At 69.5% G+C, this 22685-nt stretch carries 23 protein-coding genes; 9 read left to right on the top strand and 14 right to left on the bottom strand.

Annotated elements, in window-relative coordinates; genetic code table 11:
- Positions 1 to 79: 79 nt before the first annotated feature.
- On the top strand, positions 80 to 799 hold the full coding sequence (locus D3H34_RS06265) for a hypothetical protein (protein WP_119552578.1): 720 nt from the start codon (positions 80 to 82) through the stop codon (positions 797 to 799).
- Positions 800 to 806: 7 nt separating this feature from the next.
- On the opposite strand, the gene D3H34_RS06260 is transcribed toward D3H34_RS06265, so the two are convergent.
- Entirely contained in the window at positions 807 to 1133 is a 327-nt protein-coding gene (locus D3H34_RS06260) for a hemagglutinin (RefSeq protein ID WP_119552577.1), read from the bottom strand.
- A gap of 118 nt (positions 1134 to 1251) precedes the next feature.
- Here D3H34_RS06260 and D3H34_RS06255 point away from each other — a divergent pair, with 118 nt between their 5' ends.
- Positions 1252 to 1473, top strand: a complete 222-nt coding sequence (locus tag D3H34_RS06255) for a DUF7661 family protein (RefSeq protein WP_119552576.1) — start codon at positions 1252 to 1254, stop codon at positions 1471 to 1473.
- Between the two features lie 11 nt (positions 1474 to 1484).
- Here D3H34_RS06255 and D3H34_RS06250 read toward each other — a convergent pair whose 3' ends face one another.
- Entirely contained in the window at positions 1485 to 1766 is a 282-nt protein-coding gene (locus D3H34_RS06250) for a hypothetical protein (protein WP_119552575.1), read from the bottom strand.
- 108 nt (positions 1767 to 1874) lie between these two features.
- Here D3H34_RS06250 and D3H34_RS06245 point away from each other — a divergent pair, with 108 nt between their 5' ends.
- The 3 genes from D3H34_RS06245 to D3H34_RS06235 all read left to right on the top strand — a co-directional run bounded on the left by D3H34_RS06245 (position 1875) and on the right by D3H34_RS06235 (position 6017).
- Positions 1875 to 3971 carry a S8 family serine peptidase gene (locus D3H34_RS06245; RefSeq protein WP_119552574.1) on the top strand — a complete coding sequence of 699 codons (2097 nt, stop codon included), beginning with the start codon at positions 1875 to 1877 and terminating at the stop codon, positions 3969 to 3971.
- A gap of 101 nt (positions 3972 to 4072) precedes the next feature.
- Positions 4073 to 4324: a cell division protein FtsQ/DivIB gene (locus D3H34_RS06240; protein WP_070095020.1), complete on the top strand. Its 252-nt coding sequence runs from the start codon at positions 4073 to 4075 to the stop codon at positions 4322 to 4324.
- An 88-nt stretch (positions 4325 to 4412) separates the two neighbouring features.
- Complete coding sequence (locus tag D3H34_RS06235; protein WP_119552573.1) at positions 4413 to 6017, top strand: phospholipase D-like domain-containing protein; 1605 nt, start codon at positions 4413 to 4415, stop codon at positions 6015 to 6017.
- Here D3H34_RS06235 and D3H34_RS06230 read toward each other — a convergent pair.
- Positions 6008 to 6994 carry a LysR family transcriptional regulator gene (locus D3H34_RS06230; RefSeq protein ID WP_119552572.1) on the bottom strand — a complete coding sequence of 329 codons (987 nt, stop codon included), beginning with the start codon at positions 6992 to 6994 and terminating at the stop codon, positions 6008 to 6010. The genes D3H34_RS06235 and D3H34_RS06230 overlap by 10 nt on opposite strands.
- A 202-nt stretch (positions 6995 to 7196) precedes the next feature.
- Between D3H34_RS06230 and D3H34_RS06225 the strand changes: the two genes are divergently transcribed.
- Positions 7197 to 8342 (top strand): M20 aminoacylase family protein, encoded by a 1146-nt coding sequence (locus tag D3H34_RS06225; protein WP_434057680.1) that lies wholly within the window; start codon positions 7197 to 7199, stop codon positions 8340 to 8342.
- Between the two features lie 40 nt (positions 8343 to 8382).
- Positions 8383 to 9375: a Bug family tripartite tricarboxylate transporter substrate binding protein gene (locus tag D3H34_RS06220; protein WP_119552570.1), complete on the top strand. Its 993-nt coding sequence runs from the start codon at positions 8383 to 8385 to the stop codon at positions 9373 to 9375.
- 12 nt (positions 9376 to 9387) lie between these two features.
- On the opposite strand, the gene D3H34_RS34200 is transcribed toward D3H34_RS06220, so the two are convergent.
- Positions 9388 to 9588 (bottom strand): hypothetical protein, encoded by a 201-nt coding sequence (locus D3H34_RS34200; RefSeq protein WP_119552569.1) that lies wholly within the window; start codon positions 9586 to 9588, stop codon positions 9388 to 9390.
- 157 nt (positions 9589 to 9745) lie between these two features.
- Between D3H34_RS34200 and D3H34_RS06210 the strand changes: the two genes are divergently transcribed.
- Both D3H34_RS06210 and D3H34_RS06205 read left to right on the top strand, forming a co-directional pair.
- Positions 9746 to 10030 carry a hypothetical protein gene (locus D3H34_RS06210; RefSeq protein ID WP_119552568.1) on the top strand — a complete coding sequence of 95 codons (285 nt, stop codon included), beginning with the start codon at positions 9746 to 9748 and terminating at the stop codon, positions 10028 to 10030.
- A gap of 111 nt (positions 10031 to 10141) precedes the next feature.
- Positions 10142 to 11044, top strand: a complete 903-nt coding sequence (locus D3H34_RS06205; protein WP_119552567.1) for an amidohydrolase family protein — start codon at positions 10142 to 10144, stop codon at positions 11042 to 11044.
- A 21-nt stretch (positions 11045 to 11065) separates the two neighbouring features.
- Here D3H34_RS06205 and D3H34_RS06200 read toward each other — a convergent pair whose 3' ends face one another.
- From D3H34_RS06200 to pcaB, 10 genes are all read right to left on the bottom strand, one after another.
- Complete coding sequence (locus D3H34_RS06200) at positions 11066 to 11821, bottom strand: tRNA-uridine aminocarboxypropyltransferase (RefSeq protein ID WP_119552566.1); 756 nt, start codon at positions 11819 to 11821, stop codon at positions 11066 to 11068.
- A gap of 25 nt (positions 11822 to 11846) precedes the next feature.
- Complete coding sequence (locus tag D3H34_RS06195) at positions 11847 to 13067, bottom strand: DUF1501 domain-containing protein (protein ID WP_119552565.1); 1221 nt, start codon at positions 13065 to 13067, stop codon at positions 11847 to 11849.
- 11 nt (positions 13068 to 13078) lie between these two features.
- The gene (locus D3H34_RS06190) at positions 13079 to 14671 is read right to left on the bottom strand and encodes a DUF1800 domain-containing protein (protein WP_286185480.1); all 1593 of its coding nucleotides are present in this window, start codon (positions 14669 to 14671) and stop codon (positions 13079 to 13081) included.
- A 118-nt stretch (positions 14672 to 14789) separates the two neighbouring features.
- Positions 14790 to 15464 carry a DsbA family oxidoreductase gene (locus D3H34_RS06185; protein WP_119552564.1) on the bottom strand — a complete coding sequence of 225 codons (675 nt, stop codon included), beginning with the start codon at positions 15462 to 15464 and terminating at the stop codon, positions 14790 to 14792.
- Between the two features lie 58 nt (positions 15465 to 15522).
- Positions 15523 to 16932, bottom strand: coding sequence for an MFS transporter (locus D3H34_RS06180; RefSeq protein ID WP_119552563.1), 1410 nt, complete (start codon positions 16930 to 16932; stop codon positions 15523 to 15525).
- A 64-nt stretch (positions 16933 to 16996) separates the two neighbouring features.
- On the bottom strand, positions 16997 to 18883 hold the full coding sequence (locus tag D3H34_RS06175; RefSeq protein ID WP_119552562.1) for a bifunctional sugar phosphate isomerase/epimerase/4-hydroxyphenylpyruvate dioxygenase family protein: 1887 nt from the start codon (positions 18881 to 18883) through the stop codon (positions 16997 to 16999).
- 141 nt (positions 18884 to 19024) lie between these two features.
- Positions 19025 to 19801 carry an alpha/beta fold hydrolase gene (locus D3H34_RS06170; protein ID WP_119552561.1) on the bottom strand — a complete coding sequence of 259 codons (777 nt, stop codon included), beginning with the start codon at positions 19799 to 19801 and terminating at the stop codon, positions 19025 to 19027.
- Positions 19798 to 21048 (bottom strand): MFS transporter, encoded by a 1251-nt coding sequence (locus tag D3H34_RS06165; RefSeq protein WP_119552560.1) that lies wholly within the window; start codon positions 21046 to 21048, stop codon positions 19798 to 19800. The genes D3H34_RS06170 and D3H34_RS06165 overlap by 4 nt, the downstream gene beginning before the upstream one ends.
- A complete protein-coding gene (locus tag D3H34_RS06160) occupies positions 21045 to 21470 on the bottom strand; it encodes a carboxymuconolactone decarboxylase family protein (protein ID WP_119552559.1) in 426 nt (141 codons plus the stop codon). The genes D3H34_RS06165 and D3H34_RS06160 overlap by 4 nt, the downstream gene beginning before the upstream one ends.
- The gene (pcaB, locus tag D3H34_RS06155; RefSeq protein ID WP_119552558.1) at positions 21467 to 22681 is read right to left on the bottom strand and encodes a 3-carboxy-cis,cis-muconate cycloisomerase; all 1215 of its coding nucleotides are present in this window, start codon (positions 22679 to 22681) and stop codon (positions 21467 to 21469) included. Before pcaB ends, D3H34_RS06160 begins: the two co-directional genes overlap by 4 nt.
- Between the last annotated feature and the right edge of the window lie 4 nt (positions 22682 to 22685).

Here is a 22685-nt window from a genome sequence, read left to right as displayed (position 1 = left end):
AGTATGCCGCATCGGGCATGCCCCCCGGGGGATGGCGCGCACCTCCGCGTGTACCCTCCGTGACCTGAAAGCCACCCGCATGCAAGACCTGCTGACCTCCTATTTCTGGCATGGCGACACGCTGCGCAGCCGCAGCGTGAGCGGCGTCGTGCACTCGGCCCTGCTCGACGTGCCCGAGCCTCCGGCGCGCCTCGTGGCCGATTGGCAACGTGAAATCGCCACGAACGTGCCCCTGGAACCCGGCGATGTCGAAACCATGCCCCTGGCCCGTGCGCGCACGCGCTGGCCCGACTACGCGCAGTGCGTGCAGGCGATGTCCGACTGGCTGGGCGCGCTGGGCCTGCCCGCGACGCTGCTGCCCGCCAGCGATGTCGCCCTGATGGCCTGCCGCGGGGCCCGCTACCACCACGACGGCGCGCAGTACGGCGGCGCGGCCTTCTGCAATCTCTTCCTCAGCGAGGACAAGGGCCTGGACGTGCACTTCCCCGTCACGGGCCACCGCGTCGCGCTCACGCGCGGCACGGCGCTGCTGTTCGACACCGGCCAGCCGCACGCCGTCGTGCCGCGCGGCAGCCACCACGGCTTCGACGCCGCCGATTTCCCGGACGGGCAGGACCACTCGCAGCTGTTCCTGACCTGGGAGCTGTCCCTCGAGGATGCGCAGGTGGCGGGCCTGCTCGGCATCGGCTTCGATGTCGATCCCATCGGCGCATCGCAGCTCGATGAGGAACAGGTCCGGGTGAACGGAGAGCAGGCCGAGGTCTGCCCGAACTCCGGTCGCTGGCGCATCGGCGGTTGATGCGCGATCAATCGCCCGGACTGCCCTGGTGGTAGTGATTTCCCGGCCGCGCTGCCGAATCGATGATGTCCCGCCACGACTTTCCGGCGCTTCGCAGCTGCTCGATCGACGGGCCCAACGTATTGCCATAGCGGCTGTGCGACCTCGCTTCGAGCGCCTCCAGTTCGTCCGGGGGCGTCAGCGCGCGGTAGTGCAGCTTGAGATCGTCCCGCTTGGCGAAGATCCACCGCGCCACCTGTTCCTCACTCGCCCCCTCGGCCAGCATGCGCTCGGCGGCGGGCCCGAGTGCGGCCACGGCCGACTCGTAGGTCTTGCGTACGTCAGGGCTCGTCATGCGTCGATCGGAAGGCTGTGAGCGATGAATCCGGTTCATTGTGCACACGACGGGAACGCTACAGTGGAGCCACCCTCTCCCCGCTTTTTTCGTTCCCGTCACGACCGGAGCCCCGACGATGCGCTACCTCTTCAATGTGTTCGGCCGAACCCTTCGTGTCGAAAAGGCCGATGCCCGCTGGCGCGGCCTCTGGGTCGGCGCCGATGGGAAACTGGGCCCCGCCCAGCTCGCGATTCCGCCGGACGTGGCGCCGGCCGACCTCGCGCAGTACCTCTACGACATCTATCACGAGAACGCGACGCCGACGAACGGCGATGTCTTCGAGATCGTGGCGAAGTAAGTCCGGCGTCGCTACGGCCGCGCCGTCTCCTTCGACGGCGCTCCTGACCTTCGAAACGCCAGCCAGGCCACACCCGCAAACGCCAGCACGAAGACGACCAGCGGCCACACATCCCTCGCCCTGGCGCCTCCGCTCACCAGATTGCCAAGCAGCGTCCACGGCAGCAGCGGGAATGCGAGCAGCACCACCACCGCAGGCACATGCGCGTGCGACGGATAGAGCACCAGCGCGAGGCCCGTTGCCAGGAAACTCGCCACCAGGTAGGCGAGCAGGAGCTTGAACACGACTTTCATGCGGCCATTCTGACTGCCCTTCCTCCTGGCCGAGGTGACAGATGACATGCCAATCTGCTACACCTCGCGGTACTCGCCCAGCACCCCGTGCGGAAGGAGATCCGACAGATGGCCACAGCCAAGAAGCGCGTCGCCGCGAAGAAGCAATCGCCTGCTGATACGAAAGTCCCCAGGATGCCGCATGGGGTGCTGACACCGGCGCTGTCGTCGGGCAACGTGCGGCTTCACGTGAGCGGGCAGATCAAGCTGCTCAACAGCTGGGTCGACCTTCCGCCCGAGATGGCCGCCGCGATGGTGGCCCCATCGACGCAAGCCGATCCTCCCGCCGCGGGCCACCTGCCGGGCGAAGTCTCCCCTGCCCTGACCGCCGCGCTCGCCGGCACCGCCGATGCGCTGTGCACGCGGCTCTCGCCGGTGTCCGCCTTCGGGCTCGCGCAGCTCCAGCGCCTGCCGATGGATGTGGAAACCTCGATGGACCCGCGGCTGCAGCTGGCGGTGATGAACCGGCGCGCGGGCAAGCAGAGCATGCCGATCTCGTCCGCCGACGGCGATTCGGTGCCGGTCGTGGCGCGCGTGACCAGCCATGCCGAGTGGGCGGACATCCCCGATGTCGATGCGGGCTCCGACATCGGCACCCTGCCCGACGGCACGGTGCTCGTCACGGGCCGCATTCCGCTCGGCAAGGCCGAGGCCATTCGCCAGCATCCGGCCGTGCTCAGCATGAAGGCCTCGCAGCCGGTGCTGCCGGCCCTGAACAATACCATCGCCTCGATGGGCGTGCAGGCCGACAGCCCCGCGCTGGCCGGCACGGCCGGCGGCACCGGCGTGGTGATCGGCGTGGTCGATTCGGGCGGCGACTTCGCGCACCAGAACTTCCTGAAGGCCAACGGCAAGACGCGCCTGCTGGCGCTCTGGCAGCAAGGTGCGCCGGCCAAGGCCAACAGTCCCTATGGCTACGGCCGGCTGTTCGAAGCGGCCGAGATCGACAAGGCACTGAAGAAGGCCGACCCGTACAAGGCGCTGGGCTACGACCCCGGCGCGGGCCAGCCCGGAAGCCCCGGCTCGCATGGCACGCACGTCATGGACATTGCGGGCGGCAACGGCCGGGGTTCGCTGCAACCCGGCGTGGCGCCCAAGGCCGACCTGATCTTCGTCGAGATGTCGGCCCGGGACATCGCATGGACCGGGCACAACGCGGTGTTCAGTTCCTTCGGCGATTCGGTGCAGATGCTCGAGGCCGTGAAGTTCATCTTCGATCGTGCGGGCGACAAGCCTTGCGTCGTCAACCTGAGCCTGGGCACGAACGGCGGTCCGCACGACGGCACCTCGCTGGTCGAGCAAGGCTTCGACGCGCTCGTGTCGCAAAAGCCCAACCGCGCGATCGTCCTGGCCGCCGGCAACTCGCAGGAAGACAACACCCACACGGCAGGCACCGTGCCCGGCAACGGGCACCTCGACGTGTCGTGGACCCTGGTCAACGGCAAGGGCGGCGAGTTCGAACTCTGGTACGGCGGCAGCCAGCGCCTGCGCGCCGAACTGCTGGGCCCCGACAACGAGGTGCTCGCGAGCGTGGCGCCGGGCGAAAACTTTCCGCTCGGCGCAGGCAACGGCGAGATCGCCGCGTTCCTCAGCAGCCGCATCACCGACCCGAACAACAAGGACAACGTGATCGGCATCTGGCTGGCCCCCAACTGGCCCGACGGCGAGTTCAAGGTGCGCCTGCACGCCCTGGCCGCCGACGAGGTGCCGTTCCATGCGTGGCTCGAACGCCTGGACAGCGGCCAGTCGTACTTCGGCAACCCGGTGAAGTCGCACCTGCTGGGCTCGCTGTCGACGGGGAAGCTGTCGATCGTGGTCGGCGCGTACGACGCCCGCAAGACGGGCGAGCCGGCCGCCAGCTTCTCCAGCGCGGGCCCCACCCGAGACGGCCGGCCCAAGCCCGAGGTCAGCGCGCCGGGCGTGCAGGTGAAGGCCGCGCAGTCGCGCACGAAGGACGGCATGGTGAAGAAGTCGGGCACCAGCATGGCGGCGCCGGCGGTGACCGGGCTGGTCGCGCTGATGCTCGCCAAGGCCAGGAAGCAAGGCAAGAACCTGTCCATCGCCGACATCCGCGCCAGGCTCAAGGCGGGCGTCAAGCCCGGCGCAGGGCCGGCCGGTTGGGACCCGCAGCGCGGTGACGGCCGTGCCGGCAGCGGCGCGATCTGACACTCGACCCGACGCACGCGCCATGTCCCCCACACCCGGCGCGGTTGTGCCGAACCTGAACGGGGGGTGTAATCTGTGCTTCGACCCCCATCTGCCCTCTCATGCCCATCGACCTGCGCTCGCTCAAGAAGCTCGACTTTTCGGCCGCCCCCGCGCCGGTGTCGGGCGAGCGGGTCGTCGTGCTGGTCAAGCTGTGCGAGGGCGCCGAGCGCCCGGACTACATCGCCGCGCGCGCCGACATCTCGCCGGGCCTGTTCTCGGCGGAGATCCCGCTCGACAAGCTCCAGCAGCTCGAAGCCGACCCGGCCGTCGAATCGGTCGAGCTGTCGCGCCGGCTGCCCAACATCTCCTGACACGCCGCCCCCTGGGGCGCCCTCCTTCGCGCGCGCCGAACCGGCAGGCGCCGGCGTGCGTGTGCACCACCCGCCCTGAGGAACATCCATGAAAGTGCTCGACGATGCCGCGCGCGCGGCGGTCCGTTCGGTGATCGCGGCTCACCAGGCGCAACTGGCGGCCCTGCCCGGCTTTGTGGCGGCGGAGCCGGGCTTTCCGCTGGTCGACGGCCGGTTCCTGCGCGAACCCGCCGTGATCGTGCTGGTCGACCGCAAGCGCCCCCTGTCGGAAGTGGCCACGGCCGATCGTGTGCCCCGGCAGCTCGGGCCCTATCGCGTCTGTGTGATGCAGGCCGCCCCCGAGCGACAGCTGGCCGCCAGCGCGGACTTCGAGGACACGGTGGACGCACTCGCCGAAGCCGCCGTCAACCTCGTCTACAAACCGCCCACGGGCCAGCCCATCGACAAGCCCTACAACGTGAAGCAGCCCTTCCTGTGCCACGTCGGCCCCGATGCCGGATGGCCGGTGCTGCGGCCCTTTCTCGAAGGAACGACGAAATCGCTGTCCGTGGCGATGTACGACTTCAATGCCGACCACATCGCCCAGGTCTTCATCGACCTCGTGCGCGATGGCGGCATCCAGGCGTCGCTGAGCTGGGACGACGGCATGACGCAGGAAGAACAGGTCATCCGCAAGAAGCTGCGCAAGCTGCAGCAGGAAGGCGGCCTGACGGCCTGGCTCGTGCAGTGCGGCAAGGGACGCCGCTTCGCCAGCGCGTACCACGAGAAGGTGGCGGTGCGCGACGGCAAGGCCTTCTGGCTTTCCAGTGGCAACTGGAGCCGGCGCAGCCAGCCCGACATCGACCCCGTGGCCACGCCCGCGCAGGCCAAGGGCATGTTCAGCAAGGGCAACCGCGAATGGCATGTGATCTGCACCGACGCCGTGCTCTCGAAGGTCTTCGAGAAGTACATCCGGCACGACCTCAGGGCCTCCGAGAAGGAAGACGCCGACGGCGCCGCCGATGCGGCGCTGGCCGTGGCGGCCAGGCCCACGCTGCCCGATGTGTTCGTTCCGCTCGACAGCCTGCTGGAACAGGCCGTGGCCTTCGCGGGGCCTGTCGTGCCGGTCGAACCGGCGCGGCTGCCGTCGGTGAAGACCACGGTCAAGGTCCAGCCCGTGCTCACGCCGGACAACTACCTGCCGCACATCAACGCGCTCATCGACAGCGCGCAGACCTCGCTGTACCTGCAGTTCGCCTACATGACCTGGAGCGATGCGGAAAAAGACGCGGACTTCCGCGCGCTGCTGCGCAAGGTTGCCGAGCGCAGCACCGAGCCGGACCTCGACCTGCGCATCATCCTGGGCAGCACCAGCGCGGCCGAGAACATCCGCAAGCTGGTCGAGGCGGGCTGCAACCAGGACGTGTTCCGCGTGCAGGGCAGCATCCACAACAAGGGGATCATCGCGGACGGCCACACGGTGCTCGTGAGCAGCACCAACTGGTCCGGCGATGGCGTGCTGCGCAACCGCGATGCCGGGCTGATCATCCACAACGAGGAAGTGGCGCAGTACTACCAGCAGGTCTTTCTCGACGACTGGGACTCGCGCGCCAGGAGCCGCGTCGACGACGACCCGCCGGTGACGCTGGCTTCAGCCGATGCGCCGACGCCGCCGGGCATGGTGCGGATGTCGTGGGGCGACTATCACGGCTGAGGTGGCGAGGCGTCCGGCACGGCCTCGATGAAATCCACCGAGTGCAGCACCCGCCGCATCTCCGGATCGTCCGAAGCCTGCCACGCGGGCAGCTGCGCCAGGAAGTGCGCGATGAAGCGCGCCGCCGCATGTGACGGCGCTTCCTGGGCGCGGCGTACGATGCCCACGACGTTGCTGTGGAAGCGCTCGCGCAGCTGCAGCGTCACCAGCGCATGGCGCAGGCTCTCGGTCTCCACCAACGGCCAGGGGCAGAAGGTGAGCATGTCGCTCTTGCGCACGAGGCCGAGCATCATCGAGGGCGAATGGGCCAGCTGGATGCGCTGCACGGGAGCGGCCAGGCCGTGCTGGCGAAACAGGTTGTCCAGAAAGCTCGCGCCCTCGCCCGGCGTGAAGTTGAGCACCCAGTCGTCCTGCAGCAGTTCGGCCATCGACTGCGCGCCAGCCCGCGGATGGCCACGGCGTGCCACCACCGTCATGTCGTAGCGGAACAGCGGCTGCGCCTGCAGCCCCTGCATGGCCTCGTCGGGACCGATGCGGCCGATCATCAGGTCGAGACTGCCTTCGCGCAGCCGCGGATAGCTGAGCGCCGAAAGGCCGTCGAACATCTCCAGCTGCACATGCGGCAGCTCTTCGCGAAACAGCGACACCACGCGCGGCAGCAGGGTCTGCGTGATCCAGGGCGTGATGGCCACGGTCAGGCGCTGCTGCGCGCCGGTATCGCGGTGGCGCGAGAGCGTGTCTTCGGCCCGGCGCAACTGGGCCAGCATCTGCCGCGCATGCACCAGCAACTCCTGGCCGGCCGGCGTGAAGGCGATGCCGCCGCCGTGGCGCGTGAACAGCGCCACCTGCGCATGCGCCTCCAGCTCGCGCAGGCCCTGCGTGACCGTGGCCTGGGTGACGCCCAGCGCCCGCGCGGCGGCGCGGATGCTGCCCTCCGAGGCGACAGCGGCGAGATAGCGGAGCTGGTGCAGCTTCATGGCGGCCGATTATCCGCAGTCGCCACCGGCGACAGGCACCGCCCGCCCCCGCATGGCGGCGCCTGTCTGCCGCGGCGCACGGGGACTTCCTAGACTCGCCGCAAGAAAGCAAGGAGACAGATCCCCCATGACGACATTCACTGTCGAGAACGCCGCCGCCCTCGAAAGCGTGGTGCCCGCCGTGCGAGAGGTCGCGCCCGAGATGGTCGGCCTGCGCCACCAGATCCACGCGCACCCCGAGCTGGCCTACGAAGAGCACGTCACCAGCGAGCTGGTGGCCACGCGCCTGGCCGAATGGGGCTACGAGGTGCACCGCGGCCTGGCCGGCACCGGCGTGGTCGGCACGCTGAAACGCGGCAGCGGCACGCGGCGCCTCGGCCTGCGCGCCGACATGGACGCGCTGCCGATCCAGGAAGCGACCGGCCTGCCCTACGCCAGCCAGGTGCCGGGCAAGATGCACGCGTGCGGTCACGACGGCCACACCAGCATCCTGCTGGCCGCCGCGCGCGTCATCGCGCAAGAGCGCAGCTTCGACGGCACGCTGCACCTGATCTTCCAGCCGGCCGAGGAAGGCCTGGGCGGCGGGCGCCGCATGGTGGAGGAAGGCCTGTTCGACCGCTTTCCGTGCGATGCCATCTTTGCGCTGCACAACATGCCGGGCTTTCCCGCGGGCAAGTTCGGCTTCAAGGAAGGCTCGTTCATGGCCTCGTCCGACTCGGTCACGATCACGGTGACAGGACGCGGCGGGCACGGTTCGGCGCCCCATCTGTCGGCGGACCCGGTGGTGGCTGCGGCACACATCGTCGTGGCGCTGCAGACCATCGTGTCGCGCAACGTGGACCCGCGCGAGATGGCGGTGGTCTCGGTGGGCGCGATCCACGGCGGCGACGCTCCCAACGTGATTGCCGACAGCGTGCAGATGCGCCTCACGGTGCGCGCCTACCGCCCGGAGATCCGCGCCATGCTGCGCGAGCGCATCACCCAGCTGGCGCAGGCACAGGCCGCCACGCTCGGCGTGAAGGCCGAGGTGGACTACCACTGGCGCTACCCCGCGCTGGTCAACGACGAGGAATCCACCCGCTTCGCGCGGCAGGTCGCGCGCGACTGGCTGGGCGACGACGGCCTGCTGCCGCCGTTGGCCCCGCTCACGGGCAGCGAAGACTTCTCCTTCATGCTGGAGCGCTGCCCGGGCAGCTACCTGATCGTGGGCAACGGCGAAGGCGAACACCACCGCACCGGCGGCTGCATGGTCCACAACCCCGGCTACGACTTCAACGACGCGATCCTGCCGATCGCGGCCAGCTACTGGGTGCAGCTGGTGCGGCGCTTCCTGAGCGCACAGGCCTGAGCGGGCCTTCTCTTTTCCACTTTCCTCTACTGGAGCCGCGATGACCCGTCTTCCCTCTTCCGTTTCGCGCCGCGTGGTCTGGAGCGCGCTCGGCGCCGCCGCCCTCTGTGCTGCCGCACCCACGTTCGCGCAGGGCAGCTACCCGGCCAAGCCGATCAAGCTGCTGGTCGGCTACGCGCCGGGCGGTTCGGTCGACATGGCCGCGCGCGTGGCGGCGGACATCCTCTCCGCCAAACTCGGCGCGACGGTGGTGGTCGAGAACGTGACCGGCGCCGCAGGCGTGGTCGCAGCGCAGCGCGCGGTAAGCAGCCCGGCCGACGGCTACACGCTGCTGGCCGGCTCCAGCAACGAGATGGCGGCCACGGTGCTGGTCAACCCGGCGCAGCGCTACGACCCGGTGAAAGACCTGACCCCGGTCAGCCTGCTTGCCGTCGCGCCCGTGCTGCTGGTGGCAAGCCCGAAGGCTGGCGTGAAGAACCTCGACGAGTTCATCGCCCTGGCCAAGCGCAACCCCGGCAAGTTCAGCTACGGCAGTTCGGGCGTGGGCTCGACGCTGCACTTCGTCGGCGAACAGATCAAGCAGCGCGCGGGGCTCTTTCTCACGCACATTCCGTACCGCGGCACCGCGCCACTCACGAGCGACCTGGTCGGTGGCACGCTCGACTTCGCGATCGTGTCGCCCACCGCCGCGGCGCCGTTTCTCCAGGGTGGGCGGATCGTGCCGCTGGGTGTTTCGTCGGCCAAGCGCTTTCCCGGCCTGCCGCAGGTGCCGGCGCTCGGGGAACACCCGCAGCTGAAAGGCTATGAGCTGAGCGGCTGGTTCGCGCTCGCAGGCCCGAAAGACCTGCCTGCGCCTATCGTGCAGAGCCTGCGCGCGGCACTGCAGGCCGGCCTGGCCGACCCGGCGATCCGCCGCCGGCTGGAAGAAGGCGGCTCCATTCCCGCCACGGGCAGGGAAGACCTCGGTCAGATCATGCGCGAGGACACGGCGAAGTACGCAACGCTGGTGAAGTTCGCGAACATGCGCGACTGACTTCCTCCCGCTTCAGCGCGGGGCCTCGCCGCCCTGCCGCTCCTCGATCCACCACTTCGACGCGAAGGCGTTCATGGCGCGCGCGTTGGCGATCATCTCGTCGATCTGCGCGCGCGTGGCCGGCGAATCCACCATCCAGGCGGTCTGCACGGCATGCGCAGGGCCATCGGCGGCAAGCCGGTATTCCAGACAAAAGCGAACCTCTTTGTGCATCGGTGATCGAACCCTCTCTCTTCGCCGCCGATTCTGGCTGACTCAAGTGAAACAGAACGCTTCTTCGATGCGTGGGAGCCACAGGAATCGATGGCGTTGGCGAGCCATTCGTTCACAATGATTGCACCGTTGTCGCAGCGGAAAGGAGTGTGAAACCATGTTCGACTTCTTGTTTCGGCCCACCCACACGGCCTATTTGAAACGCGCCTCGGCGCTGCTCGAAGAAGCGCAGATGGCACGCATCGAACACCAGGCTGCCGCAGAGCATCACAGCGCCCTCGCCCGCATGTACGCGGAACGTGCCCGGCGGCTCGAGAACGAGCTGTACCGGCAACCGCGCGCCGCGGAGCACGGACCCGACACGGTCGCGGTGGAAGACCGCCCGCAGCTGTATTCGCTGGATGGCAGCCGCAAGGCGACGCCGCACCCGGCCGGCAGCTGAAGCGGGCCCGCGCGATCGCTTCGACGTCGCGTCCGGCGACAAGGGCGCGGCTGCGGCCTGAGTCCGTGCGGTGATGTAATCCGGCCTTCCGGTCATCACCGCGAGAACCTCATGCGCCCTCTCACCCGCATCGCAGCCCCGCTGCTCGCCGCCTGCGCGGCCCTGACCTTGGCATCGGCACACGGACAGACCACCGGGCCCTACAGCGGCCCGCTGTTCGACACCCACCTGCACTACAACCAGGAAGCCTGGGACGGCACCTCCGGCCCCTTCCCGCCCACCGAAGCGCTCGCGCGCATGCAGCGCAACCAGGTGAAGGCGATCATCGCGAACTCGCGGCCCAACGCCGGCACGCAGACCCTGGCCGCCGCGCGCGAGACGCGCGCCGCCGGTGTCACGGTGGTGCCTTTCGTGCGCCTGTACCGCAACCGCGACGACTACAACAACTGGTTCCGCGACGAGACCATCCACGAAATGGTGCTGAGCGAACTGGCGCGCGGCACGGCCAGCGGCCCCTATCGCGGCCTCGGCGAATTCCACCTGTACGAGAGCGCCAACGCCAACGGCCCCGTGGCGAAGAAGCTGATCGCGCTGGCCGAGGAGAAGAAGCTCGCGGTGCTCGCGCACGTGGACGACGTGGCCGTCGACCTGCTCATGGCAAACGCCCCGTCGAAAGGCCGCGCGCTGCGCCTGATCTGGGCCCACACCGGCATCGGCGGCACGCCGGTCGAGCGCGTGCAGGCGATGCTGGAGCGCTACCCGCTGCTGATGGGCGAACTCTCGTACCGCCCGGGCCTCACCTGCGAGGGCGGACGCCTGTGCCCCGAATGGCGTGCGCTGATCCTCAAGTACCCGGAGCGCTTCATGGTCGGCTCCGACACCTGGGTCAACCAGCGCTGGAGCGCCTACGACGAGATCATGCAGGGCTACCGCACCTGGCTCGGCGATCTGCCGCCCGCCGTGGCGCAGCGCGTCGCCTGGGGCAATGCGACGGCGCTGTTCGACCTGCGCTGAGGCGGACCCGCGCAGGATCGATCAGGCCACCTGCTCGCGCAGCGCGGACACCTCGCGCAACCGCTGGTGCGCGGCACCGTCCCACGCCACGGGCTGCTGGTTCTTCGCGCGCAGGTAGTGGTGCGTGAACACCGCCAGGTAGGCCTCCAGCGTCTGTTCCACCGCCTGCTCGCCGGCCAGGCTCATGCACATCGCGGCGACCTCGCTGGTGCAGAAGTGATCGTCGCGGCCGGAATTGCGCAACCGGTACTGCGTGACCTGCTCGGGCTGCAGGCTCAGCACCGGCAGCCGGTCGAGGTAGGGGCTGCGGCGAAACATCTTGCGGGCTTCGGCCCAGGTGGCGTCGAACAGGATGAACAACGGGCGCCTGGCAACATCGCCGCCGGCCGCGTCGGATGAAGCGGGAACGCTCATGACCACGCGCTCGGGCGCCGCGTACTGCCCCGGAAACACCACATAGGGCTGCCATTGCGGGTCGCTCAACAGCGCCAGCAGCGCGGGATCGGTTTCGGTGCGAGCCCAGCCGAAGGCGAAGGTATCTGCCACCACATCGGCGACCAGCCACCCGGTGTTGGTGGGCTTGAGCGGCTCGATATCGGCCATGAGCAGGCACACGCCCGCGCGCGTCGGCACCGAAGGACGCACGGCGCACATGCAATGGCTGGGCACCAGTCGGCAGCCCGCACAGCGCTCGCGCTTGAAACCACCTCGGGCAAGAAAAGGCTTGGTGCTTCGCGCCAGGCGTGCGGCGCGAAGAAGGGAAACGGCATGAGGCATGCCGGCGATTGTCGGCGGCGTGGTTCTAGACGAGGCGCAGGTCCTTCGCCGTCGCGCCGCCGAACACCTGTGCCACCTGCGCCGCCGACAGCCCGTACATGCGCTGGAACAGCCCACCCAGCACCGCCCGGTATTCGTTGAGCACCGGGTAGTCGCGGTTCTGGAACAGCGTGGCCTGCGTCAGCGCCTGCTGCTCGCCGACGATGCGCCCGCCCGCCTGCGCAGCCAGGCCGCCGCCGAGCACCCAGTACACGGTGCCGTGGCCGTGGTCGGTGCCGCGGTTGCCGTTCTCGCGGAAGGTGCGGCCGAACTCGCTGACGACCACCACCACGGTCTGGCGCCACGCGGTGTCGCCCATCTCCTGCGCGAAGCCCGCCACGCCGCGGCCCAGTTCTTCAAAACGGTTGGCGAGGTAGCCCTTGGCCGCGCCCTGCCCCACGTGGGTGTCCCAGCCGCCGACGTCGACAAAACCGATGTCGAAGCGATCGCGCATCAAGAGCGCCATGCGGCGCGCGACCTGCTCGAAGCCCCTGGGGCTCATCGCGTTGCGGCTGGCGGCGTCCATCTCGGCCTGCATGGCGCGCACCACCTCGTCGCGCACCTGGAAGCCCTCGGCCACAGGCTGCGCGAGCGCGGTGTTGCGGTACATCGACGCGATGATCTGGCTCTGCCGCGCATCGATGCCCTGGCGCGCCACGCCGGCGAGCGCCATGTTGGCGGCCTTGGCGTCGTCGCCGCGCAGCACGATGGGCAACTGGTCGGTGAAGGCGATGGGCGACACGTCGGCCAGCGGCCCGGCGCCAAGCACGCCGGCCAGCCGGTTGAGAAAACCCGAGCGGTAGTCGCGCTGCGCGCTGTCGGGCGCCACGCCGAGCTCGATCGCGTCCTGCGTCTCGAAGTGGCTGCGCGTGAGGTCGTCGGTGCCGGCGAAGGCGATGAAGGCGGCCTGCTTGCGCTGGTACAGCGGCAGCACGCTTTGCGCGAGCGCGGGGTGCAGGCCCCAGTCGGTGTCCAGCGGCAACGCGCCGTCGGCCGCACCGGGCCGGGGGATGGCGATGTTGGGGCGCGAGGCGTAGTAGAAGTCGCTGTTCCCGGTCGGCACCAGCAGGCTGGTGCAGTCGTAGGCGCCGCGCAGGAACACGACCAGCAGCTTGGTGCCCTCGGCAGCGGGCGCGGCGGCCACGCGTGCGGCGGCGCCGGCGAAAGGCGTGGCGGCGATGAATTGCAGCAGGTGTCGTCGTTGCATGACCGAGCCTTTCAACGCCGCATCAGCTCGGGCGACGCGAGCAGGAAGGTGTTCCACTCCGGCGGATTCTTCGCCTGTGCGAGCGCCTGCTGCGTGTCGGCGCTCAGGCCGGGCTGCAGCGCGCGCACGGCGCGCGACTCGGCCAGCGGCGGGAACGGCGGCTTCTCGAGCGGCGCCTTGTCGTCGGTGCGGAACAGCACGGCGCCGCTCATGCCGATGGCGCGCGCAATTTCGAAGCGGGTGTTCATCTGGCCTGCGCTGGCCCATGCAGCCTCGTTGAGCGGGTAGCCGTCGGGCGTCTCGTGGGCGTACAGGGTCTGGCCCATGCGGTTGATCCAGCCGATCATCGGCGTGGTGTTGAGCACCACGCGCTCGTCGTAGGCCAGCCGCACGCCCGCCACCACGTAGTGCACAGGGTCGCGGAACTTGCGGCCCAGCGAGGCCGCGAACTCGCGCGATTCGAACAGCGTCTGCAAGGTGGCGGCGATGTCGCCATCGCTGCGCGTGAAGGTCGCGGCCATGCGCTCGACCAGCGCGGGCGGCGGCTCGTCGGCCACGAAGTACACGGCGAGCTTGCGCGAGATGAAGCGCGCGGTGGCCGGTGCGCGCGCCAGCCGGTCAAGCGCCTCGTCGGTCTCGGCCAGGCCGCGCGACTGGATGGGCTGGCCCAGCAGTGTCTTGGGGCCGTAGTCGTGCCGGTTCGGATGGAACTCGAAAAGGCCCTGGCGCACGTAATCGGCGCGCACGGCCGCCCGCACTGCGGGCGGCGTCGCACCGGGCGGCTGCACGCTGACGCCCACGCCGGTCAGCACGCGTGCCAGCTCCTGCACGTCGGCCTGCGTGTAGCCGCCGCCCACGCCGAGCGTGTGCAGCTCCATCAGCTCGCGCGCGTAGTTCTCGTTGATGCGGTTGGCGGCGTTCTGTGCGTTGTCGAGGTAGCGCAGCATCGCCGGATGCCGCGCGGTGGCACCCAGCAGGTCACGGAACTTGCCCAGCGCGTGCGGGCGGATGGCGTTCTCTTCGTAGTCGCCGACCATCGCGCGCACCAGGTCCTTGCGGATGCTGACGTTGAAGTGGTTCATCCAGAACCAGGTCATCTGCTCCTGCAGCTGGTTCGGCGAGTACAGCGCGCGCAGCAGGAAGCGCTGCTGGGCCTCGCGCGCGAGCGTGTTGAGTTCCTGCTGGTAGGCGGCGCGCGCGGCCTTCTTGGCTTCTTCGTCGGGCAGCGCGTCGGCGGCCTTGCGCCGGGCGTCGAGCGCGAAGACGAGCTGGTCGAACGGTGTGCGCGAAATGGCCATCGCGTCGATCTGCGCCTGCACCGCCGCGGGCAGCGCACGGGGCGCGGGACGCAGCTGGCGGCCCATCCAGCGCGGCAGGCCATCGCGCGCCAGTTCGGCCTGGCTGTTAGCGTTGGCGCCCCAGCTCACGCGATCGAGCCAACGCAGCTGCGCGGCGGGCGTGTCGGCGGCGTGATCCAGCGCCGTGAGCGGCGGGCCCTCGGGGCGCAACAGGCCCGTGGAACAGGCGGTGAGCGCCAGCACGGCGGCCAGCGCCACGGCGATCGCGCGCGAACGGCGCGGTGGATGCGGCATCGGGAACGGCATGCGGTCCATCATGAACCGATCAACCGCTGCGCGATAGAGGCGGTTGACCGGCGTCAGGCCGCGCTCAGGTAAAGCTGAAGGTCAGCCTCGTTTCAGGACGAAACGAAACCCCGCAAGCTCAGGCCGTGGCAGTGCGCCCCGGCTCCGCCCCGGCGATCTGCCGCAGTGCGCGCTCGAACACCTCGACCGGCTGGCCGCCGGAGATCAGGTGCTGGTCGTTGATGATGATCGCGGGCACCGAGTGGATGCCGGCATCGGTGTACATGCGCTCGCGTTCGCGGGTTTCCTGCGCGAACTCGTCGCTGTTCAGGATCTCGCGGGCCCGCGTGGCGTCGAGCCCCGCCTCGGTCGCCGCGCGCACCAGCACCTCGGGGTCCGAGGGGTTCTGGCTGTCGGTGAAGTAGGCCTTCAGCAGCAGCTTCTTGAGCGCCACCTGCTTCGCCGCGTCTTCCAGTTCGGCCCAGTGCAGCAGCCGGTGGGCGTCGAAGGTGTTGTAGACGCGGGGCCGGCCTTCGGCGCTGAACTCGAAGCCCACCGCCGCGCCGCGCTGGCGGATCGCCTCGCGGGCCTGGGCCTGCTGCTCGCGCGAGGAGCCGTACTTCTGGTTCAGGTGCTCGAAGGTGTCCTGGCCTTCGGCCGGCATCTGCGGGTTCAGCTCGAAGGGCTGGAAGTGCAGCTCGGCCGTGACCTCCGGCGCCACCCGTTTCAGGGCAGCTTCCAGCGAGCCGAGGCCCACGGCGCACCAGGGGCAGGACACATCGGAGACGAAATCGATCTTGAGATGGGCGGTCATGGCGCCATTCTTCATGGCGCCACAACCCCTTTGTGCGCGCGGGGTCTTCGGCCCAGACTCAGGCGGCGGCCTTGGCCATGCGGGCGCTGGTCAGCGTCTGTTCGCGCAGGCGGTCGTACTCCGCCTTGTCGACCGGCACGGCGTTCGGATCGCCCAGGTCACGCATGTGGATGCGGTAGGTCTCGCGGGCGCTCATGGCGGCCAGCGCAGCCAGCACGGTCACGGCGAAGGTGATGGCGCCGACCGTGAACCACACGTTGGTCGAGCCCGGAGGCGCCACGGCGGCGAACAGCGCGGGCAGCAGCGCGGTGAAGGTGGTGCCGATGTTCTGCGAGATGGCCATGGCCGACACGCGGTTGCGGGTGCGGAACAGCTCCGGGTAGAAGCTCGGGAAGGTCGCGTTGTAGCCCTGGTACACGATGCCCCACATCAAGAGCGACATGCAGATCGCCAGCGGCACGTTCTTGATGCTGATGGCATACAGGTACACGAAGGACAGCAGGCCCGAGGCCAGCGCGCCGACGATGATCGGCGGCTTGCGGCCGATGCGGTCCGACAGGTTGCCCACGAACGGAATCACCAGCACGGCCAGGATGTTGCCCAGCACCGGGATCCACAAGTACACGTCCTTCTGGAAGCCGATGCCGTAGGCGGCCTGCACCGCATAGGCCGCGCCGAACACGGTGGCGACCACGGGAATCACGTTCATCAGCGCCATGCAGACCACGCGCAGCATGTCGGCCCAGCTGTCGGTGAAGGCCTGGACGATGGGTGCCTTGGCCACTTCGCCCTTCTTGTCGACTTCGGCGAAGGCCGGTGTCTCATCGACCTCGCGGCGGATGATGTAGCCGGCCACGATCACGATGAAGCTCAGCAGGAACGGAATGCGCCAGCCCCACGAGTTGAAGGCCTCTTCAGGCATGTAGTGCGCCAGCGGCAGGAACACGGCGGCCGCCAGGATCTGGCCGGCCTGCACGCCCTGCAAGGTGAAGCTCGCAAAGAACCCGCGGCGTCCGAACGGCGCGTGCTCCAGGATCATCGAGCTGGCGCCCGAGATCTCGCCGGCCACCGCGAAGCCCTGCACCAGGCGCAGGAACACCAGCAGCGCGGGGGCCAGCAGGCCGACCTGGTCGTAGGTCGGCAACAGACCCACGGCCACGGTCGAGAAGCCCATCAGGAACATGCACAGCACCAGCACCTGCTTGCGCCCGTGCGTGTCGCCCCAGTGGCCGAGCACGAAGGCGCCGATGGGTCGCGCGACATAGCCCACGCCGTAGGTCGCGAGCGACGCGATGATGGCCGTGGTCGGGTCGCCCTTGGGAAAGAAGATCTCCGGAAAGATCAGCGCCGCCGCGGTGGCGTAGATGAAGAAGTCGTAGTACTCCAGCGCCGAGCCGATCCAGCCGCTGGCGGCGGCTTTCTTCGACTGGTGCTTGCCTTGCGGCTCTTTGGCTGACGGGTGGGCCATGGGTTGTCTCCAGTGGTATGACTTGAGGTGACGGGTGCGGAAAAAATCAGTCCTGCTGCGGCTGTTACTGCTGCGCCTGCGACGCCATTCGCGCGGGCGCGTTGAGCGCGCCGTAGGCGTCGTAGCCGCCTACGCGCTGCGCGACCTCGAAGAAGAGGCCGCCTTCGAAACTCTCGGTGTAGATGTGCAGGTAGTCGCCGGCCGGCGAACGGTCGAACAGCACGCCGGCCGCGCGCATGCGTGCCAGCAGTTCGGGCGCGAGGTCGATGCGCGTGGCCAGGTCGTCGTAGTAGTTGTCCGAGATCGGCACGAAGCGCGTGCCGTTGGCGCGCAGCCTGGCCACGGTCTCGAAGATGTCGTCGCAATCGAGCGCGATGTGGTGCACGGCGCCGCCGCCGGTCACGCTCAGCGTGCGCGCGGTGCGCGTGCGCTGGCTCAGCGACACGTTCAGCACGAGGCGCAGGCTGCGGTCGGCATTGGCCACGCCGCGGCTGCGGATCAGCCCGAAGGGGTCGGCCAGCTCCAGGCTCTCGCCGGGCTCCAGGCCGAGCACGGCGCGCGTGAACAGTACCCAGGTGTCGAGCTGGTCGAGCGCCAGGCCCAGCGCCACGTGGTCGATGCGCGTGAGGCCGGCATCGCTGCCTTCGGGCCCCGCGTCTTCGAGGATGAAGTCGGTCTCGTACAGCCCGCTGTCGCCCAGCGCCTCGGGCACGAAATGGATCAGGTTGCCGCCCGGCGCCACGATGGCCGGCACGCGCAGCTCGTTGGGGCCGACCGGACTGTCATGGCGCTGCGAGCGCATGGCCGTTGCGCGGCCCACGGCCGCGAGCGGGTCGGCGCAGCGCACGCCCAGCGCGCACACCGAGGTGCCGTGCGCCTCGAAGCGGCGACGCGCAAAGGAGTCGGGCTGCGCGTTGACGATGAAGTGAATGCCGCCCTGGCGGTACAGCGTGACGGCCTTGGAACGGTGGCGGCCCACGCGGCGAAATCCCAGTTGCCCCAGCAGCGCGCCGAGCGTGACGGCCGAAGCCTCGTCGGCCGCGAACTCGATGAACGACAGCCCCGAGAGCGCCGGCGCGGGCGGCGGGTTGAACAGCTCCACGCGCTGCGGCTGCGCGGGCACGTTCCCGGCGGCCAGCCGCTCGCGCGTTTCGCTTTCGAGGTACAGCAGCGAGCGCATCGCATCGACGGCCGTGCGGCGGTTCGGCGTCTCGCGGAAGATGTCGTTGAAGATTTCGAGCGACAGCGGCCCGGTGTAGCCCGCGCGCAGCACCTGCTCGAAGAAGCCGGTCACGTCGAAATCGCCCTGCCCCGGGAACGAGCGATGGTGGCGCGCCCACTGCAGCACGTCCATCGACAGCAGCGGCGCATCGGCCATCTGCACGAAGAAGATCTTCTCGCCCGGAATGGCGGCGATGCCCGACGGATCGTCCTTCAGCGACAGCGTGTGGAAGCTGTCGAGAATCAGCCCGAGGTGCGGGTGGTCGGCGCGCTGCACGATGTCCCAGGCCTGCGCATAGCGCGAGGTGTGGCGACCCCAGGCCAGCGCCTCGAAGCCCACGCGCAGGTTGCGGCGCGCGGCGCGCTCGGCCAGTTCGTGCAGTTGGGCGGCGGCGCGGGCCGGGTCGTTCACCGACAGCGGCGAGGTGTTGGAGCAGCACAGCACCAACGGCGCACCCATGGCTTCCATCAGGTCGAACTTGCGTTCGGCGCGCTCCAGGCTGCGCTGGAACTGCGGCTCGGGCATGGCTTCGAAATCGCGGAAGGGCTGGTACAGGTCGATCGACAGGCCCAGGTCGAACGCAATGCGGCGCAGCTCGGCGGCGGTGCCCCGGAAGTTGACGAAGTCGGCCTCGAACAGCTCGATGCCGTCGAAGCCCGCCGCTGCAATGGCTTCGAGCTTCTGACGGAGGGTGCCGCTCAGCGATACGGTGGCAATGGCGCGGTGCATGGGGATGGACTGTAGAAAGAGCCCGGGCGCGCCACAACGCAAATCAGCCCCTTCTGATCGATGATCGCACGCCATCGATCATCATTCGCACGAAATAGGGGTTACACCTAGCCCGCGAGGGTGTGCGGGCCGGGCGATTTTTCAGAGGCTGCGCCAGTAATCGATCAGCATCTGCGCGAACTCGATCGGCCGCTCCACCGCGCTCAGGTGCGCGGCGTCGATGGTTGCCAGGCGCGCGCCCGGGATCTGCGCCACCATGGCCTCGGACATCGCCATCGGCGTGGCCTCGTCCTGCAACCCGCCGATCACCAGCGTGGGCGTGGCGATGCGGCGGTTGCTGTCGCGGAAGTCGATGGCCGCCACGGCGTTGCAGCTCTCGATGTAGCCCTGCGCGTCGGTGCGCACCAGCGTGTCGTGCAATGCGCGTGCTGCCACCGCGCCTTCAGGCGTGGCGGCATAAGCGGGCGTGAGCCAGCGCGCCACGGCGCCGGGGGCGATGGCGGCCACGCCCTTGGCGGCCACCGTCTCTGCACGCAGGCGCCACGGGGCCTGGTCGGGATAGTGCGCGGCCGAATTGGCGATCACCACAGTCTTCAGCAGTTCGGGGTGGCGCACCGCCAGCGCCTGCGCGGTCATGCCGCCCATCGACAGGCCGACGAAGTGCACCGGCTCACCGCCCGCCTCGCGCGCGATGAGGTCGGCCGCATCCTGCGCCAGCGTTTCCACGCGCAGCACGCCGGGCACCACCTCGGAGCCGCCGTGGTTGCGGTGGTCGTAGCGGATCACCGTGTGGGCGCGCGCCAGCTGCGCGGCCACGCCGTCCCACATGTGCAGGTCGCAGCCGAGCGCGTGGCTGAGCACGACGAAGGGGCCGTCGCCTTCGCGCACGACATTCAGACGGGGGGTGATGGTGGTCATGGTGTGGAGTCCTTCTTGAGGGAGGATGGAGAAGTGGGCGAAACAGGTTGCGCAAGACGCGGCAGCCACAGGAACGCGATGGCCAGCAGCACGACGCCGGCCACAAGCATCGGCACGACCATCGGCCAGGCGCCATACGAAAAACGCGTGTCGACGAACAGCGCGGCGAACTGCCCCACGCAGAACGCGACCATCATCATGCCGAAGCCCGACCACGACACCGCGCGCCCCGCGAGATGCGGCAGGTCGCCCACGGCGCCGGCCTGCCCGCAGGGCTGGTGGATGCCGTGGCCCAGGCAGTACACCGCATGGCCCGCCAGCAGCGGCACCGCACTGTGCGGCATCAGCCAGCAGCCCAGCGCCTGGATGACGGCGCCCGTGATGCTCAGCACCGCGCCCAGGCGCACGGTGCGCATCGGGCCGAAGCGGCGCAGCAGGCTGCGACACATGGTGGTGCTGAAGATATAGACCAGCGAGCCGCCGGCCGGAATCCAGCCGTACCACGCGGGCGACCAGCCGAGGTAGCCGATGTAGACCATCGGCGAGAGCAGCAAGAAGCAGAACAGCCCGCCATACGTGGTGGCCGCCACCGAAGCCCAGGCGCGGAAGGCGCGGCTAGCGAACACGGCGCGCGTGCTGCCACGTGGCGCGGACGATTCGCCCGTCATGGGCCGGCGCGTCTCGCCGAACGAACGCCAGCACAGCGCGAACAGCACCGCGGCATAGAGCGCCATCGCCACCATCACCCAGCGCCAGCCCGCGCCTTGCACCAGCCAGGCGCCGAGCAGCGGCGCCATCAGCCCGACCACGCCCAGCCCCGTGAGGCCGCGCGCCATCACGTGCGGGCCTTCGTGCGCCGGGTACAGGTCGCGCACCGCGGCGCGCGCGCACACGAGGATCGCCGCCATCGAGAAGCCCTGCAGCGTGCGCCAGCCCGCGAGCACCGCGACGCTGCCCGCGAAGGCGCCGCCGAAGGCCGCGATGGCGTAGCAACCCAGGCCCGCGAGCAGCACGGGGCGTCGGCCGAAGCGGTCGGCCAGCGGGCCGCACAGCAGCTGCGCAAAGCCGAAGGCCAGCACGAACAGCGTGAGGCTGGTGCTGGCCGAGCCGAGTTCGCCGGCAATGGCGGGCAACGCCGGCAGGTAGCTGTCGGTCGCGACCGGCTGCGCCGCCAGCAGCAGCGGCAGCAGCAAGGTGAAGCCGACGTCGAAGCGGCCCTTGTGCGGCCCGCCTTCTGTCGCGCTCACTGGGCCGCCACTGGCGGCAGCAGGCCCTTCTCGCGCAGGATGTTCGTCGCGATGCCGAAGGCGTGGTTGGCCACCGGCACGCCGCAGTAAATGGCGGCCATCATGATCACTTCCTTGATGTCGTCGGGCGTGAGGCGCGACTCCGGCGGGCCGTCGAGCGCGGCGCGCACGTGCATCGCGAATTCCTCGTACGCATGGATGCCCAGCATCATCGACAGCACCATGTAGCGGCGCGTCTTGTCGCCCAACGCGGGGCGACCCCAGATGTCGTTCCACGCATGGCGCGTGATGAGCTCCTGGAACTCGGCGTTGAAGCCGTTGCGGTTGGCGAGCGACTTGTCGACCCAGGCGCCGCCGAGCACACGGCGGCGGTTGACGAGGCCGTCTTCGTAGTCGTTGCGCGGGGTGTCGGGGGCGGTCATTGCGAGAGTTCCTTGTTGGATGAGAGTTGGGCTTGCAGGGCTTTCACCTCTGCCAGCGCGGTCTGGCCGGCGTTCACGGCCAGCGCGGGATCGAACCATTCGTCGGCCGCATCGCGCGGCAGCTCGGCGCGCAGCCGGTCGATGTTGGCGCGCATGCGCGCGGCATCGACCTGCAGACCAGGCAGAGCACCGGCCATGGCGCGCACGCTGCCGTGCGCCGACATCAAGAGCTGCGGCCATTCGGCCAGTTCGGCCTGCCACGCGCCGAGCGCGCGTTCGTGCTGTTGCGGCATCGCGCCGAGCAAGGCGGCCACGCGCTGCGGTGCGCGGTGCGCGGCGGCGATGGCGACCATCGAAGCCACCGGGTTGCGCTTGTGCGGCATCGCCGACGAGCCGCCGCGTCCGGGCTCGCTGGGCTCGGCGACCTCGGCCACTTCGTACTGGCCGAGCAGCGAGATGTCGACCGCGACCTTGCCGAGGCTGCCCGTCATCAGGCCAAGTTCGCAGCCGAGCGCGACCCATTCGTCGCGCTGCGTGTGCCATGTCGCGCCGGGATCGCCCAGGCCGAGTTCCTTTGCCATGCGACCGCGCACCGCAGCGCCCTGCCCCTTCATCTGCGCCAGCGTGCCGACAGCGCCGCCGAGCTGCAGCTGCAGCGCGTGCTTCGCGGCCTCGCGCAGGCGGATGCGGCTGCGCACCAGCGGCGCGGCCCAGCCGGCGCACTTGAAGCCGAAGCTCGTGACCGAGGCCGGCTGCATCAGCGTGCGCGCGAGCATCGGCGTTTCGGCGTGCTGCACGGCGAGGCGCAGCAACGCGTCGGCGGCCTTGGCCAGGTCGGTCTCGACCAGCGCCACCGCCTCGCGCGTGACCAGCGCCATCGCGCTGTCGATCACGTCCTGGCTGGTGCTGCCGAAGTGCACGAAGGGCACGGCGTCGGCATTGAACAGGCCCACGGCCTCGCGCAGCGCCTTCACCAGCGGGATGGCGACGCTGCCGGCGCGTCCGCTCTCGCGCACGATCTTGGCCACGTCGAACAGCTCGACCTTGCAGCTGCCGACGATCGAATGCGCGGCGCTCTCGGGAATCAGCCCCTCGGCCGCCTGCGCGCGCGCGAGCGCGGCCTCGAAACGCAGCATGGCGTCGACGAAGGCGCGGTCGCTGAAGGCGCCCAGCGTTTCGGAGGTGGAAAGGAAGCCTTCAAAAATGCTCATGCGT

This window comes from Acidovorax cavernicola, from assembly GCF_003581445.1.
This window is presented reverse-complemented; position numbering and strand designations above follow the sequence as displayed.